The organism is Kitasatospora sp. NPDC032757 (genome assembly GCF_055579305.1).
Map to the genome: position 1 here is coordinate 26668 of NZ_JBVINN010000061.1, position 16662 is coordinate 43329.

Annotated in this window: 14 protein-coding genes; 10 read left to right on the forward strand and 4 right to left on the reverse strand. The window is 75.1% G+C overall.

Translation table 11 applies throughout. The features are described 5' to 3' along the window. The first annotated feature begins 3 nt into the window (after positions 1 to 3). The gene (locus ACZ5WK_RS37805) at positions 4 to 972 is read left to right on the forward strand and encodes a DNA-3-methyladenine glycosylase family protein (RefSeq protein WP_465554693.1); all 969 of its coding nucleotides are present in this window, start codon (positions 4 to 6) and stop codon (positions 970 to 972) included. Between the two features lie 32 nt (positions 973 to 1004). On the opposite strand, the gene ACZ5WK_RS37810 is transcribed toward ACZ5WK_RS37805, so the two are convergent. The 3 genes from ACZ5WK_RS37810 to ACZ5WK_RS37820 form a co-directional block, all read right to left on the reverse strand. Further along, the gene (locus ACZ5WK_RS37810; protein WP_465554695.1) at positions 1005 to 2297 is read right to left on the reverse strand and encodes a coenzyme F420-0:L-glutamate ligase; all 1293 of its coding nucleotides are present in this window, start codon (positions 2295 to 2297) and stop codon (positions 1005 to 1007) included. A gap of 40 nt (positions 2298 to 2337) precedes the next feature. Continuing rightward, on the reverse strand, positions 2338 to 3297 hold the full coding sequence (gene cofD, locus ACZ5WK_RS37815; RefSeq protein ID WP_396325784.1) for a 2-phospho-L-lactate transferase: 960 nt from the start codon (positions 3295 to 3297) through the stop codon (positions 2338 to 2340). A 68-nt stretch (positions 3298 to 3365) separates the two neighbouring features. Continuing rightward, entirely contained in the window at positions 3366 to 3881 is a 516-nt protein-coding gene (locus ACZ5WK_RS37820; RefSeq protein WP_465554709.1) for a cysteine dioxygenase, read from the reverse strand. Between the two features lie 756 nt (positions 3882 to 4637). Between ACZ5WK_RS37820 and ACZ5WK_RS37825 the strand changes: the two genes are divergently transcribed. The 3 genes from ACZ5WK_RS37825 (at position 4638) to ACZ5WK_RS37835 (ending at position 10762) form a co-directional block, all read left to right on the forward strand. Then, positions 4638 to 4910: a WhiB family transcriptional regulator gene (locus ACZ5WK_RS37825; RefSeq protein WP_148644569.1), complete on the forward strand. Its 273-nt coding sequence runs from the start codon at positions 4638 to 4640 to the stop codon at positions 4908 to 4910. 239 nt (positions 4911 to 5149) lie between these two features. Next, positions 5150 to 9040, forward strand: a complete 3891-nt coding sequence (locus tag ACZ5WK_RS37830; RefSeq protein WP_465554697.1) for a glycosyltransferase family 2 protein — start codon at positions 5150 to 5152, stop codon at positions 9038 to 9040. Between the two features lie 6 nt (positions 9041 to 9046). Continuing rightward, positions 9047 to 10762 (forward strand): DUF5719 family protein, encoded by a 1716-nt coding sequence (locus ACZ5WK_RS37835; RefSeq protein WP_465554699.1) that lies wholly within the window; start codon positions 9047 to 9049, stop codon positions 10760 to 10762. A 75-nt stretch (positions 10763 to 10837) separates the two neighbouring features. Here the strand turns inward: ACZ5WK_RS37835 and ACZ5WK_RS37840 are convergent, their stop codons facing one another. Then, positions 10838 to 11290 carry a metallopeptidase family protein gene (locus ACZ5WK_RS37840; RefSeq protein ID WP_396325781.1) on the reverse strand — a complete coding sequence of 151 codons (453 nt, stop codon included), beginning with the start codon at positions 11288 to 11290 and terminating at the stop codon, positions 10838 to 10840. A 240-nt stretch (positions 11291 to 11530) separates the two neighbouring features. Between ACZ5WK_RS37840 and ACZ5WK_RS37845 the strand changes: the two genes are divergently transcribed. The 6 genes from ACZ5WK_RS37845 to ACZ5WK_RS37870 form a co-directional block, all read left to right on the forward strand. Further along, positions 11531 to 11896, forward strand: coding sequence for a DUF3499 domain-containing protein (locus ACZ5WK_RS37845; RefSeq protein ID WP_360192635.1), 366 nt, complete (start codon positions 11531 to 11533; stop codon positions 11894 to 11896). Positions 11897 to 12054: 158 nt separating this feature from the next. Further along, a complete protein-coding gene (locus ACZ5WK_RS37850; RefSeq protein ID WP_465554702.1) occupies positions 12055 to 13488 on the forward strand; it encodes a phosphomannomutase/phosphoglucomutase in 1434 nt (477 codons plus the stop codon). Between the two features lie 153 nt (positions 13489 to 13641). Then, on the forward strand, positions 13642 to 13824 hold the full coding sequence (locus ACZ5WK_RS37855) for a Trm112 family protein (RefSeq protein ID WP_396325779.1): 183 nt from the start codon (positions 13642 to 13644) through the stop codon (positions 13822 to 13824). 77 nt (positions 13825 to 13901) lie between these two features. After that, entirely contained in the window at positions 13902 to 15158 is a 1257-nt protein-coding gene (locus ACZ5WK_RS37860) for an SIS domain-containing protein (RefSeq protein ID WP_465554704.1), read from the forward strand. 87 nt (positions 15159 to 15245) lie between these two features. Then, entirely contained in the window at positions 15246 to 16220 is a 975-nt protein-coding gene (locus ACZ5WK_RS37865) for a cation diffusion facilitator family transporter (RefSeq protein WP_465554706.1), read from the forward strand. Between the two features lie 323 nt (positions 16221 to 16543). Further along, a partial coding sequence (locus ACZ5WK_RS37870) for an adenosylhomocysteinase (RefSeq protein ID WP_465554711.1) occupies positions 16544 to 16662 on the forward strand: 119 nt, incomplete at its 3' end.

Below are 16662 nucleotides of genomic sequence, written 5' to 3' on the forward strand. Positions count from 1 at the left end.
CCCATGGTCGGCGGAGAGCGAAGGAGGTGCACGGCGGTGACAGCCCCCGCGGCGACGAGCGAAGGCGCGGTACGCCGCTGGCGCCCCGGCTTCCCCCTGGACGCGGCCCGCACCCTGCTGCCGCTGCGCCGCGGCCCCGCCGACCCGGCGTACCGGACGACCGGCGACGGCGCGCTCTGGCGGGCCTCCCGCACCCCGGCCGGCATCGGCACCCTGCGCGTGCTGGCCCGCCCCGCCGAGGGCACGGTCGAGGCGAACGCCTGGGGCCCGGGCGCGGAGTGGCTGCTGGACAAGCTGCCGGTCCTGCTCGGCGCGGAGGACGACCCGGCCGGCCTGGTGCTCCCGCCCGGCCCGCTGCGCGACGCCCAGCGGCGGGTGGCCGGGGTCCGGCTGGCCCGGACGGGGCTGGTGATGGAGTCACTGGTGCCGGCGATCCTGGAGCAGAAGGTCACCACCAGCGAGGCGTACCGCGCCTGGCGGACGCTGCTGCGCGACTTCGGCACGCCGGCACCCGGTCCGGCCGAGGGCATGCGGGTGGCGCCGTCGGCCCGCGAGTGGGCGCTCGTCCCCAGCTGGGAGTGGCACCGCGCCGGCGTGGACCCGAAGCGCTCGGCGACGGTCGTGCGCGCGGTCCGGCTGGCCCCGCGGCTGGAGGAGGCCGCCGCGATGGACCACACCGAGGCCTTCGCCCGCCTCACCGCGGTGCCGGGCATCGGGATCTGGACGGCCGCCGAGACCCTCCAGCGCAGCAACGGCGACCCGGACGCGGTCTCGGTCGGCGACTACCACCTGCCCAACCTGGTCGGCTGGGCCCTGGCCGGCCGGCCCCGCAGCGACGACGCCCAGATGCTCGCGCTGCTGGAGCCCTACCGGCCCCATCGCCACCGCCTCTGCCGTCTCCTCCTCGCCACCGGCACCCACGCCCCCCGCTACGGCCCCCGCCTCACCCCCAACGACCACCGGGGGAGATGAGCGACCGCCGGGACGCGCTCCGGCTCCTGCCCCTACCGCACCTCGATGAAGGCGTCCGCGCTGCGGTCGGGGCGCTCGCGCGGGGGTTCGGCCGGGCGGCCGACGGCGATGGCGCCCATCGGGTCCCATCCGGCGGGGAGGTCGAGGGCCTCGCGGACGGTGTCGCGGCAGAACATGGTGGAGGAGACCCAGGCGGAGCCGTAGCCCTCGCCGGTGAGGGCGACCAGGAGGTTCTGCACGGCCGCGCCGATGGCGACGGTGAACATCTCGCGTTCGGCGGTGGCCCGGCGCCGGTCGGGGTAGTCGTGCGAGCCGTCCATCACCAGGCAGGGGACCACCAGGTACGGCGCGGCGCGCAGGACGTCGCCCCGGGCGGTGCGGCGGGCGATCCTGGCGTCGTCCCAGCCGTCGAGTTCGCGCAGGTCGCGCTGCCAGGCGGCGAGCATCGCGTCCAGCAGCACCGTCCGGGTCTCCGGCGACTCCAGCAGCACGAACCGCCAGGGCGTCGTGTGGTGCGGGGCGGGCGCGGTGACGGCGGCGGCGACGGCGCGGCGGACGGCGCCGGGGTCGACCGGTTCGGGGCCGAAGGCGCGGATGGTGCGCCGCAGGGTGACGGCCTGCCGCAGCGCCTCGGAGGTGCCGAGCCGGAACATGTCGTCGGCGGCGGGGCGGATCAGCGGCCGGGTGCCCTCGCCGTCCTCGGCGGTGACCAGGTGGCCGAGGCCGCGGACCACGGCGACCGGGGTGCCGGTGGCCTTGCCCTTCACCAGGTCGGCGGCGGCGGCGAGTTCGTCGGCCGTCGCGGTGACGGTGAGGGCCAGCTCGTTGCCGTGGGAGTCGGTGCGGCCCCGGTGGTCCTCCAGGACGGGCAGCCCGGCGGCGCCGATGGCGACGTCGGTGAGCCCGTTGCGCCAGGGCCGGCCGAAGGTGTCGGTGACGACGACGGCGAGCCGGCGGCCGGTGAGCTGCTGGAGGTGTGCCCGAAGGGCGCGGGCGGAGGCGTCCGGGTCCTCGGGCAGCAGCAGCACGGTGCCGGGGGCGGTGTTGGAGGCGTCGACGCCGGCGGCGGCCATCACCAGGCCGTTGCGGTTCTCGACGATCCGGGCCGGGCCGCGCCGGGCGACCACCCGGACGGTCTCGGCGTCGATCGCGGCCTCGCGGTCGGCGGCGTGCAGCAGCCGGCCCTCCGCCTTGCTGACGATCTTCGAGGTGACGAGCAGGATGTCGCCGTCCTCGTACGTGGCGGCCTTGGCGATGAGCCCGGCGAGGTCGGCACCGGCGTCGATCTCGGGCAGCCCCTCGACCGGCAGGATGTGCAGGCTCATGCGCCCGCCTCGCCGGACGCAGGGCTCGTGCCCCGAACGCTCACGCGCGGACCTGCTCGGCGAGCGCCAGCGCGGCCCGGGCCATCTCGGCGGTGGTGTCGACGTCCGTCATCAGCAGCGGGACGGCGCGGCAGGCGATCCCGCCGGCCTCGACGGCGGCGACCGCGGCCTCGTCGGCGGTGTCCACCAGCCAGCCGTCCAGCAGCGCGGAGCCGTAGTCCAGCGCGACGGCCTCCGCGGTGGCCTCGACGCCGACGGCGGCGAGCACCTTGTCGGCCATGCCGCGCACCGGCGCCCCGCCGATGATCGGGGAGAGCCCGACCACCGGTGCGGAGGCGGCGGCGACCGCGGCCCGGATGCCGGGGACGGCGAGGATGGTGCCGATCGAGACGACCGGGTTGGACGGCGGGAAGAGGATCACGTCGGCGGCGGCGATGGCCTCCAGCACGCCGGGCGCGGGCTTGGCGGTGTCCGCGCCGACCGGGATGATCGCCTCGGCGTCGACGGCGGCGTGCAGCCGGACCCAGTACTCCTGGAAGTGGACGGCCCGGGTCCCGTCCCCGTCCGTGATCTTCACGTGTGTCTCGACCCGGTCGTCGCTCATCGGCAGCAGCCGGACGCCCGGCTTCCAGCGCACGCAGAGCGCCTCGGTGACCTGGCTGAGGGTGTACCCGGCGGTGAGCATCTGGCTGCGGACGAGGTGGGTGGCGAAGTCGCGGTCGCCGAGCCCGAACCACTCGGGCCCGACGCCGTACTCCTTCATCTCGGCCTTGATCGACCAGGTCTCGTCGGTCCGGCCCCAGCCCTGCTCCTCGTGGATGCCGCCGCCGAGGGTGTACATGACGGTGTCGAGGTCGGGGCAGACCTTCAGACCGTAGAGGTGGATGTCGTCACCGGTGTTGCCGATGACGGTGATCTCGTCCTCCGGACCGATGGCCTCCCGGAGTCCGCGCAGGAAACGCGCTCCGCCGATCCCGCCTGCCAGTGCCACGATGCGCATGCGCCCATCCTGCCACGGCCCGACAGGTCGTCAGCCCGACCCTCGACCGACCGCCGGCGCGCCCGCCGTCAGCGGGCCTCGGCCTGCTCCTGCGGGTGCTGCTCGGGGACGGCGGTGCCGCCGTACTGGTTCATCTCGGTCAGGCCCGGCGTGTAGAGGTGGATGGAGACGGCGGGCTCCAGCGCGCCGTTGACCACCTCGTGCAGGTAACCGGAGGAGAAGACCCGCTGCCCGCCGGGCCTGAGGGTGCGGGCGCCTTCGCCCGCGTGGGTGAGGGAGCGCTCGATCAGCTCGCCCTGGACGACGGTCATCACCCCGGAGGAGACGCCGTGGTCGTGGAACCCGCTGCTCTGGCCGGGCAGCCAGCTGAGCAGCCAGACCTCGTAGCCGGGGCCGGTCTCCAGGCGGGAGTACCAGCGGGTGAGCGCGTCGTAGCGGACCAGCGGCTCCCATCCTGCGCGGTCGGCGGCGATCTCGCGGACCAGTCGGGCGTAGCCGGCGACGGTGGTGGGGTGGCTGGGCAGGTCGGTGCGGGCCAGGTGCGGGAAGGCGAGCGGGTCGCCGGCGATGGAGACGTCGCTCAGGCCGTCGGCCCACGCCTGACCGGGGTGCACGGTCTGCGCGGGGTGAACGGCGCGGGCGGGTGCGGAGGGAGGGGCGGTCGGGGCGAGGCCACGGTGGGCCGGCTTGTTGCGGTCGCGGTTCCGCTTGCGGATGCGGGTCATTCGCACGGGGTCGTCCTCGGAGTACGGCTGGTTCGTCGGGGGATCAGCCGGATCCGGGATGTCCTGGGGCGGGAATCGCGGGCGGCCTCTGTGCTTCCTGGGCGGCGCGCGGTGGGACGCGGGCGCCTAGATACAGCAGGAACAGAGGCGACAACAAGAGTTCGCGGCAGGGCGAAGCGTGGAACCGCTCCGGGTGCTGGCCAACTCTGACATGGGGGAAAGGAGACCGCATGCGGGAGGCCGGTGTCAAGCCCGGAGCTGGGGCATTCGGGCGGGTTAGGTCATGAAGTACCCGATGGGGTGATAAATCACCCTCTATGTTTCGATGGGAAGATCGCCGGGAAGGCACGCCGATGACCGGCCTGTGACGGTGACTGCGCGTCACTCGGCGGCAGGTTGCGAATGGTTCGATGCCATCCGGGCATTAAGTCTGATGTGTCCGAATATGTACACTATTCGTAACGGCTTGGTGCCGGGGAGTGAATCCTGGCCCCAATACCAGAGCTCGGCTTGACTGGGCCAGAGTGACGCAACTGTAATTTCACTCGTGTCGTCAGCCGCACGAGGCAACGGCAACCACGGGGACGCCAAATAGGGGCAGAGGAGGCGCGCCACATGAGCGAGCTCTTTGAGCTGTTGATCGGTGACGGCATCGAGGAGGAAGAAGAGGAACTCGGCTGGCAGGAGCGCGCGCTGTGCGCCCAGACCGACCCCGAGTCCTTCTTCCCGGAGAAGGGCGGCTCCACCCGCGAGGCCAAGAAGGTCTGCCTCGCCTGTGAGGTCCGCTCCGAGTGCCTGGAGTACGCCCTCGCCAACGACGAGCGGTTCGGTATCTGGGGCGGCCTCTCCGAGCGTGAGCGCCGTCGGCTCAAGAAGAGCGCGGTCTGAGCGGGTCGGCCCCTGACCCTGCTGACCCTCCGACAACCACACAGCTGTTACGGGCGCCTCACCGCGGTGGTGGGGCGCTTTCGTGTTCCCGGGCCCGTACAGGCGTCCCCGGCGTCCGCCGTCCACAGCCTCTCCATGGACACCGCGGACAAAGGCGCCATCCGGAGCCGTTAGTGTGGTGCGCCATCCGGTTGCCGTTCACCGGCTGTGTCCACCGAGAACTGGGGCCCGCGCACTCGATGACCGTCTACAGCCACCAGAGCGGCTTCACCGCTGCCAGGCCGCCCGCCTATCCGCGTCACCTGGTCACCGCCGTGATCGTCTCGCACGACGGCGCCCGCTGGCTGCCGCAGGCCCTGGCCGGCCTGCTCGGCCAGGACCGCCAGGTCCAGCGGGTGCTCGCCGTCGACACCGGCTCCACCGACAACTCCCCGCAGCTGCTCGCCAAGGCGCTCGACGACTTCGGCCACGCCGACGGGATGCCGGACGGCGGCCCGATCATTCTCGGCCGCCGGGCCGGCTTCGGCACCGCCGTCGGCGAGGCCGTCTTCAACAGCCCGCCGCTGCGGCCCGAGGACCTGCCGTACCGGCTCGACCCCTCCGGGTACGACCCGGTCACCGGCGGCTGGGACGACTTCGGCGACCCGCTCGGCCACGAGGACGACCTCGGCCGCGGCGGCCCCCGCGAGACCCAGCCGGTCGAGTGGCTCTGGCTCCTGCACGACGACTGCGAACCGCAGACCGATGCGCTGCGCCGGCTGCTCCAGGTCGCCGACTCCACCCCCAGCGCCGCCGTCGTCGGCCCCAAGCTGCGCAGCTGGTACGACCGCCGCCAGCTGCTCGAGGTCGGCGTCAGCATCGCCCGCTCCGGCCGCCGCTGGACCGGCCTGGACCGCCGCGAGCAGGACCAGGGCCAGCACGACCAGGTCCGTCCGGTGCTCGCCGTCTCCACCGCCGGCATGCTGGTGCGCCGCGACGTCTTCGAGGAGCTCGGCGGCTTCGACAAGGCGCTGCCGCTGATGCGCGACGACACCGACTTCTGCTGGCGGGTCAACGCCGCCGGCCACCGCGTCGTCATCGCCCCCGACGCGGTGCTGCGGCACGCCGAGGCGGCCAGCCGCGAGCGCCGCGTCATCGACTGCGGCCCCACCCACCCGCACCGGGTGGACAAGGCCGGCGCCGTCTTCACCCTCCTCGCCAACTCCAAGGGCCTGCTCTTCCCCTACGTCCTGCTCCGGCTGGTGCTCGGGACCCTGCTGCGGGTCGTCACCAACCTGCTCGGCAAGGACCCGAAGCAGGCCTTCGACGAACTGGCCGGCCTGAGCCACGAACTGGTCCGGCTGCCGCGGCTGCTGGCCGCCCGCAAACGACGGGCCCGGCTGCGGGCCGCCGACGCGCTGGACGACCGGACGCTCTTCCCCGCGCCGGGCGCGACCGCCCGGCTCGCCGTCGAGGGTGTGATCAGCTCCCTCGGCATAGGGGGCGCCGACGACTCCGGGGCCGGCCGCCACGGCTCGGTCGAGGCCGGGCCGGGCGACGAGGACACCGAGGACCTGGTCGTCGAGCAGTTCGCGCTGATCAAGAAGCTGGCCCGGCGCCCGGCACCGGTGCTCTTCGCCGCCCTGCTGGTCTTCGCCCTGGTCGCCTGCCGCGGCCTGCTCGGCGGCGGCGAGCTCTTCGGCGGCGCGCTGCTGCCCGCCACCGGCGGTGCCGGCGGCCTCTGGTCGATGTACGCGGACGCCTGGCACCCCGTCGGCACCGGCTCCACCGCCGCCGCGCCGCCGTACCTCGGCATGCTGTCGGTGCTCTCCTGGATGCTGTTCGACCACGCCGACCTCGCGGTCACCCTGCTGGTCGTCCTCTCGGTGCCGCTCGCCGCCGTCAGCGCCTACCTGGTCTCCCGGCCGCTGCTCGACTCCAAGCTCGTCCGCGCCTGGGCCAGCGCCACCTACGCGCTGCTGCCCGCCGCCACCGGCGCGCTCGCCCAGGGCCGGATCGGCACCGCCGTGCTGGCCGTGCTGCTGCCGCCGCTGGCCCGCGCGGCCGCCATCTCCGCCGGCCTCGGCATCCGCGCCGAGAGCGCCGCCAAGGGCGCCCGGCCCGGCTGGCGGCCCGTCTGGATGGCCGTCCTCCTGCTCACCCTGGCCACCGCGTTCGTCCCGCTGGTCTGGGCGCTGGCCGTACCGCTCTGCCTGGCCGTGCTGGCCGCCGCGGTGGTGCGCGGCGGGGCGTTCGGCTCCGGCGCGCAGGCGCTGCGCCTGCTCGGGCTGCGCGTCCTGGTGATCCTCGCGGTGCCCGTGCTGGTGCTCGCGCCCTGGTCGCTGCAGGTGCTGTCGCACCCGCAGCGGCTGCTGCTGGAGGCCGGCCTGCCCGGCCTGCACGGCGGCGACGCGAGCGCGCTCGGCCTGGTGCTGGTCAACCCGGGCGGTGCCGGGGTGCCGCCGGTCTGGCTCTCGGCAGGCGTGGTGCTCGCCGCGCTGGCCGCCCTGCTGCGCGCCGACCGCCGCCGCGCGGTGCTCGCCGCCTGGGGCGCCGCCGGGGCCTCCATGGTCTTCGCGGTCGCCGTGGCCGGTACCTCGGTGACCCCCGCCTCCGGCGGCCCGGCCGTGCCCGCCTGGGCCGGCCCGGCCTCCCTGCTCGCCGGTATCGCCCTGCTCGCCGCCGCCGCGATCGGCGCCGACGGCGCCAACGCCCGCGTGGCCGGCATCGCCTTCGGCTGGCGCCAGCCGGTCGCCGCCCTGGTGGTGGCCGCCGCCGTGCTCGCCCCGCTGGGCACCGGCCTCTGGTGGGCCGTCACCGGCGCCGACGGCCCGCTGCACCGGTCGCAGGCCGCCCAGGTGCCCGCGTTCATCGCCGAGGAGGCCGGCACCACCGACCGTGCCCGCACCCTCGTCGTCACCGGTGACCCGAAGGGCGGCTCCGTCCGCTACACCCTGGTGCGCGGCGCCGGGCTGACACTCGGCCAGGCCGAGTCCACGGTGGACCCGGAGACCGGGACCATCGCGGGCCTGAACAAGGTGGTCGGCAGCCTGCTGGCCGGCTCCGGCGCCGACCAGGCCGGCGCGCTCACCGGCTACGGCATCGCCTACGTGCTGGTGGACCGGCCGGCGATCGCCGCCTTCAAGGACGTCCTGGACACCACCCCCGGCCTGGTCAAGGCCAACCAGGACGACGGCGCCGCACTCTGGCAGGTCAACGGCGCCCCGGCGGCCCGTGCCCTGATCACCGCCCCCGGCGCCACGGCGGTCGTGGTCCCCTCCGGCGAGCGCGACCTCGACGCCACCGTCCCGGCCGGCCCCGAGGGCCGGGTGCTCCGCCTCGCCGAGGCCGCCGCCCCGGAGTGGAAGGCCACTCTGGACGGCACCGCGCTGGAGACCACCACCGTCGACGGCTGGGCACAGGGCTTCAAGCTCCCGGCCGGCGGCGGCAAGCTGGTCGTCACCCGCGAGGGCGGCTTCCTGCACACCGGCTGGATCTGGGCGCAGCTGCTGCTCGGCCTGACCCTCCTGGTGCTGGCCCTGCCCGGCCGCCGCAGCCACAAGGACGACGACCTGCCCGAGGAGGTGGTCGCCGCCGCCGCGCTGGCCGCCGCCGCCCAGGCGCAGGCGCCCGCCCCCGGCAGCCGCCGGGCCCGCCGGATGGCCGAACGCGAGGGCGGCGAGGGCGGCGACGGGGACGGCGGCGTGTACGAGGGGCGGCCGGGCGCGATCCCGGCGCAGCCCGCCGGCGACCCGCCGGTCGAGGCGGTCCGGGCGGCCGCCGCCGTCCAGGAGAGCGAGCCGTACGCCGACCCGTACCAGGGCTACCAGCAGGCCGACCCGTACAGCTACGACCCGTACACCGCCCAGCAGCCGGTGGCCGCGCCCTACGGCGGCCAGGGGTACGGCCCCGACGGCTACCCGCAGCAGCAGGCCTACCCGCAGCAGGGCGGCCAGCCCGGTTACGAGCAGTACCCGCAGGACCAGCAGTACGGCTACGACCCCTACCAGCAGGACGGTCAGCAGCCCTGGGTGCCGGGGCAGCCGCAGGGCGAGGTCTACTACGACCCCAATGCCCCGCACGACCCGCAGGATCCCGACCATCCCCACGGGCCGGGCCGGTACCCGCACCACCACGGATCGGGGAGCTGACCCGCGATGAAGAAGCCCGCGTTCAAGAAGAAGCCGCAGGACCAGGCCGGCGCCGTGCCGGCGGACGCCGCCGGGTTCTCCGCAGGCCCGGCGGCACCCGGGCCCGACGGCGCCCCCCGGTCGTCCGGCGGGACGAGGACCACCCAGTCGCTGCTGGCCGCCGCGGCCGTGCTCGCCGTGGTGTTCGGCATCGCCGAGCTGCGCCCGCCGGCCGCACCGGCCGGTGCCGACCGGGGCGGCGTCGCCAGCTCGGCGCAGGTCGAGCGGACGGCCGCGGTATGCCCGCAGCCGCTCCAGGGCCTGACCGGCTCCACCAGCCTCACCGCCTACACCCCGCCCGGCGGCACGGCCGGCGCGGACGGAGCGGCCACCGGGGCCGGCTGGATCACCGACGCGGCCGCCCCCGCCACCCCGCCGACCGCGGCGCCCTCGGCGCCGCCGTCCGCCGCCGCGCCCCCGGCCCCGGCGCCGTCCGCGTCCGGCGCGCCCGCCCCCGACAAGGGCGGCGCACCCTCCGACGCCCGGCTGTCCCTGGCCAAGCCCGGCACCCCGGTCACCGGCCCCGCGGCCAACGGCGACACCGCGCCCGGCGCCGGCGCGGTCGCCAACGGCGCCCTCGCGCCCGGTTTCACCGTCACCCAGACCACCACCGTCACCGAGCAGCGCGGGTTGGGCCTGTCCGGCATCACCTGCACCCCGGCCGGCACCAGCTTCTGGTTCGCCGGCGCCAGCACGGCCGGCGACCGCACCGACTACGTCAGCCTCGTCAACCCCGAGGCCACCGCCGCCGTCGTCGACATCAAGCTGTACGGCGACAAGGGCCTGATCGAGAACGACGCGGCCAACAGCATCACCGTTGCCGCCGGCAGCTCGCAGTCCGTCCTGCTGCCGACCATCAGCAAGGGCCAGGTCGCCGACCTCGCCGTGCACGTGGTGGCCCGCACCGGCCGGGTCGGCGCCGCCCTGCACGCGGCCGACGGCAGCAAGGGCGCCGACTGGGTGCCCGCCTCGGCGGACCCGGCGGCCACCCAGGTGCTCCCCGGGCTGCCCGCCGACACCGCCGGCGCCCGCCTGGTGGTCTGGGCGCCGCCGGAGGACGACGCCGACCTGAAGATCGAGCTCTCCGGCAAGAACGGCTGGTTCACCCCGGCCGGCAACGAGTCGATCCACGTCAAGGCCGGCATGGTGGCCGCCGTCGACCTCGGCAAGATCACCCGCGACGAGGTGGCCGGCCTGCGGCTGTCGCCCAGCGACACCAAGCACCCCACCCCGGTCGTGGCCGGCCTGCGGATCGACCGCGCGGGCCAGAACGGCAAGTCCGACGCGGCCTGGCTGGCCGGCACCGTCCCGGTCGGCGCCCGCGCCACCGTGGCCGACAACCGGGGCGGAGGCGCCAGCACGCTGTTCCTCACCTCCGCCGGCGAGGCCGCCACGGTCAAGGTCACCTCCTCGGCCGGCACCGGCGGCGGAACCCCGGTCAGCAAGGACGTCCAGCTGCCGGCCGGCGGCACGGTCGCCATCCCGGCGCCCGAGCCCGGCGGGCTGAACGGCAGCTTCGCGCTCACCGTGGAGACCGTCTCCGGCGGGCCGGTCATGGCTGCCCGGATGCTCGCGATCCCCGCGAAGGACGTTCCGATGTTCACCGTCCAGGCGCTGCGCGACGACCGCAGCAGCGTCAAGGTCCCGCAGGCCTCCCAGGACCCGGGCGTCGTGCTGCGCTGACCCGCCGACGACGAAGGGGCGGTACCCGGGCTTCCGGGTACCGCCCCTTCGTCGTCACACCTGCGCGTCGCCGCGTCAGTCCTCGTCGTAGCGGGGGTCGATGGCGTCCGGCGACAGCCCCAGCAGCTCCGCCACCTGCTCGATCAGGACCTCGTGCACCAGCGCCGCGCGGTCCTCCCGCGACTTCGCCCGGATCTCCACCGGCCGCCGGTACACCACGATCTGGCTCTTGCGCCCCTGCTGCCCCGGCGACACCCGGCCCAGCGGCACCCCGCCGTCCGCGTCCGGGCCGTCCGCTTCGTGCAGCGGCACCTCCTGGACGGCGAACTCCACCTCGATCAGCTGCGGCCAGCGCCGTTCGAGACGCTCCACCGACTCGCGCACGTAGTCGTCGAACAACTCGGAGCGGGTGAGCGAGATCGGCACCTGCGGAGGCGCCAGCGGGCCGCGCAGACCCCGGCCGTGCCGGTCGCGGTGCCGGGGACGGCGCGAAGGTCCCGTCGATGACTGCGGTGCAGAGCTGTCCATATCACTGCCGAGGGTAGTCCTTGGACGGTCGGAAGTGGACCACCCCGGCGCCGAATCGCCCGGGGCGGAGGGGGCGCGCATGAGCGAGCGGACCGAGCAGATCACCGGGGGTGCGCCTTGCGCGACGCGCCCGCCGACCGCGGCGAGGGGGGTGTCGAAGGCGCGCCGAGCGCGACACGGCACACCCTCCGGACAGGCGGTCTTCGCTCCCCGGCGAGGAGTGCTGTACCGTCCACCCTCGTGAGCTCTGTACGTCGTTGTTCGCGGACCGCGTGCGGCCGACCGGCCGTCGCGACGCTGACGTACGTCTACGCGGACTCCACCGCCGTCCTCGGCCCCCTCGCGACCTACGCCGAGCCGCACTGCTACGACCTGTGCGCCGAGCACGCCGAACGCCTCACCGCCCCGCGCGGCTGGGAGGTCGTCCGGCTCGCCGCCGAGGCCGGCCCGCTGCGCCGCAGCAGCGACGACCTCGAAGCGCTCGCCAACGCCGTCCGCGAGGCCGCCCGCCCGCAGACCCCCCGTCAGGGCCGCGGCCCCGAGGGCGAGTCGACCGAGGCCGGCCGCCGCGGGCACCTGCGGGTGCTGCGCTCGCCCGACAACTGAGCCCGACGACTCAGCCCCGACGCTCAGCCCCGCCCGGGCCCGCCCCACCCGCTCGAACCCCGCCCCACCCCTGCCGCGGACCGGCCGTCCGCCGCCTCCCGGTACGCTGCCCCCCTGTCCGGGCACCGACCGGTGCCGTACTCGGACGTATCGTGACCATGGGCGACCAGCCCGCCGATCAGACAGAGAACCAGGGTGGAGCCGCAGTGCGCGACCTCAAGCAGCTCGTGAAGGCGTACGACGTACGAGGCGTGGTCCCGGACCAGTGGGACGAGAGCCTCGCGCGCGCCTTCGGCGCCGCGTTCGTGCAGGTCACCGGAGCGTCCGCGATCGTGGTCGGCCACGACATGCGGCCCTCCTCCCCGTCGCTCAGCCGGGCCTTCGCCGAGGGCGCCGCCGCGTACGGCGCCGATGTGGTCGAGATCGGCCTCTGCTCGACCGACCAGCTGTACTACGCCAGCGGCAAGCTCGACCTGCCCGGCGCGATGTTCACCGCCAGCCACAACCCGGCCCAGTACAACGGCATCAAGCTCTGCCGGGCCGGCGCCGCCCCGGTCGGCCAGGACACCGGCCTCTCCGAGATCCGCGAGCTGGTCGAGTCCTGGACCGGCGAGGACGACACCGTCACCGTCCCGGCGCTCGACGTCAAGCCCGGCGGGCTGTCCGCCCAGGACACCCTGCGCGGCTACGCCGACCACCTGCTCGGCCTGGTCGACCTCACCGCGATCCGCCCGCTCAAGGTCGCCGTCGACGCCGGCAACGGCATGGGCGGCCACACCGTGCCGACCGTCTTCGACGGCCTGCCGATCGAGCTCGTCCCGATGTACTTCGAGCTGGACGGCACCTTCCCCAACCACGAGGCCAACCCGCTCGACCCCAAGAACCTGGTCGACCTCCAGGCCAAGGTGCGCGAGGTCGGCGCCGACATCGGTCTCGCCTTCGACGGTGACGCCGACCGCTGCTTCGTCGTCGACGAGCGCGGCGAGCCGGTCTCCCCGTCCGCGATCACCGCGCTGGTCGCCGCCCGCGAGATCGCCCGCGCCCGGGCCGCCGGCGAGGACGAGCCGACCATCATCCACAACCTGATCACCTCCTGGACCGTCCCCGAGGTGGTCCGCGAGCTCGGCGGCAAGCCCGTCCGCACCCGGGTCGGCCACTCCTTCATCAAGCAGGAGATGGCCGAGACCGACGCGGTCTTCGGCGGCGAGCACTCCGCGCACTACTACTTCCGCGACTTCTGGCGCGCCGACACCGGCATGCTGGCCGCCCTGCACGTGCTGGCCGCCCTCGGCGGGCAGCCGGGCACCCTCTCGGCGCTCACCGCCGAGTACGACCGGTACGCCGCCTCCGGCGAGATCAACAGCACCGTCGCCGACCAGGCCGACCGCTCCGCCGCCGTCCGCGCCGCCTACGCCGGCCTGGAGGGCACCACGGTGGACGAGCTCGACGGCCTCACCGTGGCCGGTCCGGACTGGTGGTTCAACCTGCGCGCCTCCAACACCGAGCCGCTGCTGCGCCTCAACGTCGAGGCCAAGGACCCGGCGAGGATGGCCGAGCTGCGCGACGGCGTCCTCGCCATCGTCCGCGCCTGACGGACGCGGTCCGGGCGCGGCCCGGACGTACGCGACCTCGCGCACGCGCCTGACGCACGCCCGTGGTGCCCCGGCCGGTAGGGTTTCCTCTCGGCCGGGGCACCGCCGTGCCACCCTCCGACCCCGCCACCCGAGACTGGGAGCCCGAACGCCATGAAGCTCGAATCCTTCCTGCTGGAGATCCTGGTCTGCCCGCAGTGCCGGGCCGCGCTCACCGAGGGCGGCACCGAGGACCACCCCGAGCTGGTCTGCACCGCCGAGAGCTGCGGCCTGGCCTACCCCGTCCGCGACGGCATTCCGGTGCTGCTGGTGGACGAGGCCCGCCGCCCGGCCTGATCCTTGGGCCGGACACCCGCACCCGCACCCCGACCCCGCAGCCCTCAGCGCCCAGCCAGCAGCCGGAGGCCCGCCGCATGCTCGACGACACCCTGCTCGACGACCCGGCCGCCCTCCAGCGCGCCGACCACGACCGCGCCCTGCTCGCCCTGGCCGGTGCCGGTGCCCGGGTGCGCACCGCGCTGCGGCTCGCCGACACGGCCGGCCTCGACCGGCTGCGTCCCGACGGGCGCCCGCGCGCGGTGCTGGTCGCCGGCCACGGCAGTGCTCTGACGGCGGCCGAGATCCTCGCCGTCCTGGCCGGCACCGCCGTCCTGGTCTCCCCGCTGGGGCCCACCGACGCCACGTACGTCCCGCGCACCGACCGGGCCGCCGCCCCGCCCGTCTTCACCGCCGGACTGGCCTGGCAGCTCCCCGGCTGGGCCGGGCCGCTCGACCTGCTGGTCGTCAGCTCCGCCGACGGAGGGGAGCAGGGCCTGATCGCGCTCGCCGAGCAGGCGTACGCCCGCGGCTGCGCCATCGTGGTCACCGCCCCGGCCGGCAGCCCGCTCGCCGAGGCCGCCCTCCAGGTGCGCGCGCTGCCGCTGCCGTACGTCCCGCCGAACCTGCCCGACGACGGCACGCCGCCGCCCGGCCCGGCCGCCGAGCCCGACCTGCCGGCCGAGGACCCGGCCGCGCTCTGGGCCCACCTCACCCCGCTGCTCGCGCTCACCCAGAAGCTCGGCGTCACCCAGCTCCCGTACGACGCGCCCGCCGCCACCGCCGACCTGCTGGACGCGGCCGCCGTCCGCTGCCGGCCGGACGCCGCCGCGTACACCAACCCGGCCAAGGGCCTGGCCGCCCGGCTGGCCGGCACCGTCCCGCTGCTCTGGGCCGAGGGCCCGGTGGCCGGGGCGGTCGCCGCCCGGTTCGCCGCCCAGCTGGCCGAGCGGGCCGGCCGTCCGGCGTTGGCCGGGCAGCTGCCGCAGGTGCTCACCGCGCACCGCGGCATGTTCACCGGGCAGCTCGGCGCGGGCGCCGACCCCGAGGACTTCTTCCGCGACCGGGTCGACGAGCCGGACCCGCTGCACCTCCAGGTGCTGCTGCTGCGGCACGTCCCCGGCACCTCGGGCGGGCCGCCCGACGAGGAGACGGGCCCGGCCGAGGTGCCGGCCGAGGACGAGGGCCCGCGCAGCTTCGGCGCCGCCCGGGCGCACCGGCTGGCCGCCGCCCACGGCGTCCGGCTCACCGAGTACGCCAGCGCCCGGCCCGACCCGCTGCATGCGCTCGCAGACCTGGTCGCGCTGACCGACTTCGCCGCCGTGTACCTGGGGCTCGCGGCAGCGCAGTCCTGAGCCCGGGGGCGGAGGCCCGGTACCGTATGCGCTCGACAACGACTGAGCGCGGGCTGAACGGCCCCCGGCGGAGGGACCCACCCGAGCATGAGCACCGAAGGCGGTACCAAGGCCCTGGTCGCGGCCCTGTCCGCGAACCTGGGCATCGCGGTCGGCAAGTTCGTGGCCTTCGCGTTCTCCGGCTCGTCCTCGATGCTGGCCGAGGGCGTCCACTCGCTGGCCGACTCGGGCAACCAGGTGCTGCTGCTGGTCGGCGGCAAGCGCTCGCAGCGCAGGGCCACCCCGGAGCACCCGTTCGGCTACGGGCGCGAGCGCTACATCTACGCCTTCCTGGTCTCGATCGTGCTGTTCAGCGTCGGCGGCATGTTCGCCCTCTACGAGGGCTACGAGAAGATCGCCCACCCGCACGAGCTGGACAACTGGTACTGGCCGGTCGGCGTGCTGCTCCTGGCCATCGGCCTGGAGGCCTGGTCCTTCTTCACCGCCTACCGCGAGGCCGTCAAGGACAAGGGCGTGCACGGCTGGCCCGCCTACATCCGCCGGGCCAAGGCGCCGGAGCTGCCGGTCGTCCTGCTGGAGGACACCGGCGCGCTGATCGGCCTGGTGCTGGCGCTGTTCGGCGTCGGCCTGACCGCGATCACCGGGGACGGCGTCTGGGACGGCATCGGCACCCTGTCCATCGGTGTGCTGCTGATCGCCATCGCGATCGTGCTGGTGCTGGAGACGAGGTCGCTGCTGATCGGCGAGTCCGCCCACCCCGAGGTGGTGGCCGAGATCCGCGACGCCCTGGTCGACCACGACACCGTCACCCGCGTCATCCACATGCGCACCATGCACCTCGGCCCGGAGGAGCTGCTGGTCGCCGCGAAGATCGCGGTCAACGCGGAGGACACCGCGGCGCAGGTGGCCGCCGCGATCGACGCCGCCGAGGTGCGCGTCCGGCGGGCCGTCTCGATCGCCCGCGTCATCTACCTGGAGCCGGACATCTACAGCGCCGAGAAGGAGGCCGCGGGCGACGACCCGTACGCCACCCCCGGCGGTCCGGTGCCGGGCGCGCACTGAACCCGGCACGCACAGGCTCCTTCGAGCCGGGGTGCGGCGGCCGAATCCGGTCGTACCGGGCCGGTGCGCGGGGCCGCCGGTGTAGATTCGTCACCAGAGCCAGAACGTCGCTGCTGATGGCGGTCGATCGGTGGTCCCGTGCCCGCGAGGGTGCGCGCCGGTCGAGGGAGAGAGGTCCTCCGACGGTATGTGCCGAGCAGCAGGGAGCCGGTCCCACCGCGGACGGCCGATCCGGCGTTGCCGCGCACCCGTGCGGCCCGCCGTGCTGTGACGCACCCTGAGGACCTTGGCCATGCCCCACCCCATCAGCGAGGAGCAGACGCATGTCGACCGACATCACCGGTGACTTCAAGGTTGCCGACCTTTCCCTGGCGCCGTTCGGGCGCAAGGAGATCCAGCTGGCCGAGCACGAGATGCCCGGCCTGATGTCCATCCGTGCGGA

Coding starts and splice junctions, on each gene's coding strand:
- ACZ5WK_RS37860 (WP_465554704.1), top strand. CDS start 13,902: ATGCTCGACGACACCCTGCTCGACGACCCGGCCGCCCTCCAGCGCGCC.
- ACZ5WK_RS37850 (WP_465554702.1), top strand. CDS start 12,055: ATGGGCGACCAGCCCGCCGATCAGACAGAGAACCAGGGTGGAGCCGCA.
- ACZ5WK_RS37805 (WP_465554693.1), top strand. CDS start 4: ATGGTCGGCGGAGAGCGAAGGAGGTGCACGGCGGTGACAGCCCCCGCG.
- ACZ5WK_RS37810 (WP_465554695.1), bottom strand. CDS start 2,297: ATGAGCCTGCACATCCTGCCGGTCGAGGGGCTGCCCGAGATCGACGCC.
- ACZ5WK_RS37855 (WP_396325779.1), top strand. CDS start 13,642: ATGAAGCTCGAATCCTTCCTGCTGGAGATCCTGGTCTGCCCGCAGTGC.
- ACZ5WK_RS37830 (WP_465554697.1), top strand. CDS start 5,150: ATGACCGTCTACAGCCACCAGAGCGGCTTCACCGCTGCCAGGCCGCCC.
- cofD (WP_396325784.1), bottom strand. CDS start 3,297: ATGCGCATCGTGGCACTGGCAGGCGGGATCGGCGGAGCGCGTTTCCTG.
- ACZ5WK_RS37840 (WP_396325781.1), bottom strand. CDS start 11,290: ATGGACAGCTCTGCACCGCAGTCATCGACGGGACCTTCGCGCCGTCCC.
- ACZ5WK_RS37865 (WP_465554706.1), top strand. CDS start 15,246: ATGAGCACCGAAGGCGGTACCAAGGCCCTGGTCGCGGCCCTGTCCGCG.
- ACZ5WK_RS37835 (WP_465554699.1), top strand. CDS start 9,047: ATGAAGAAGCCCGCGTTCAAGAAGAAGCCGCAGGACCAGGCCGGCGCC.
- ACZ5WK_RS37825 (WP_148644569.1), top strand. CDS start 4,638: ATGAGCGAGCTCTTTGAGCTGTTGATCGGTGACGGCATCGAGGAGGAA.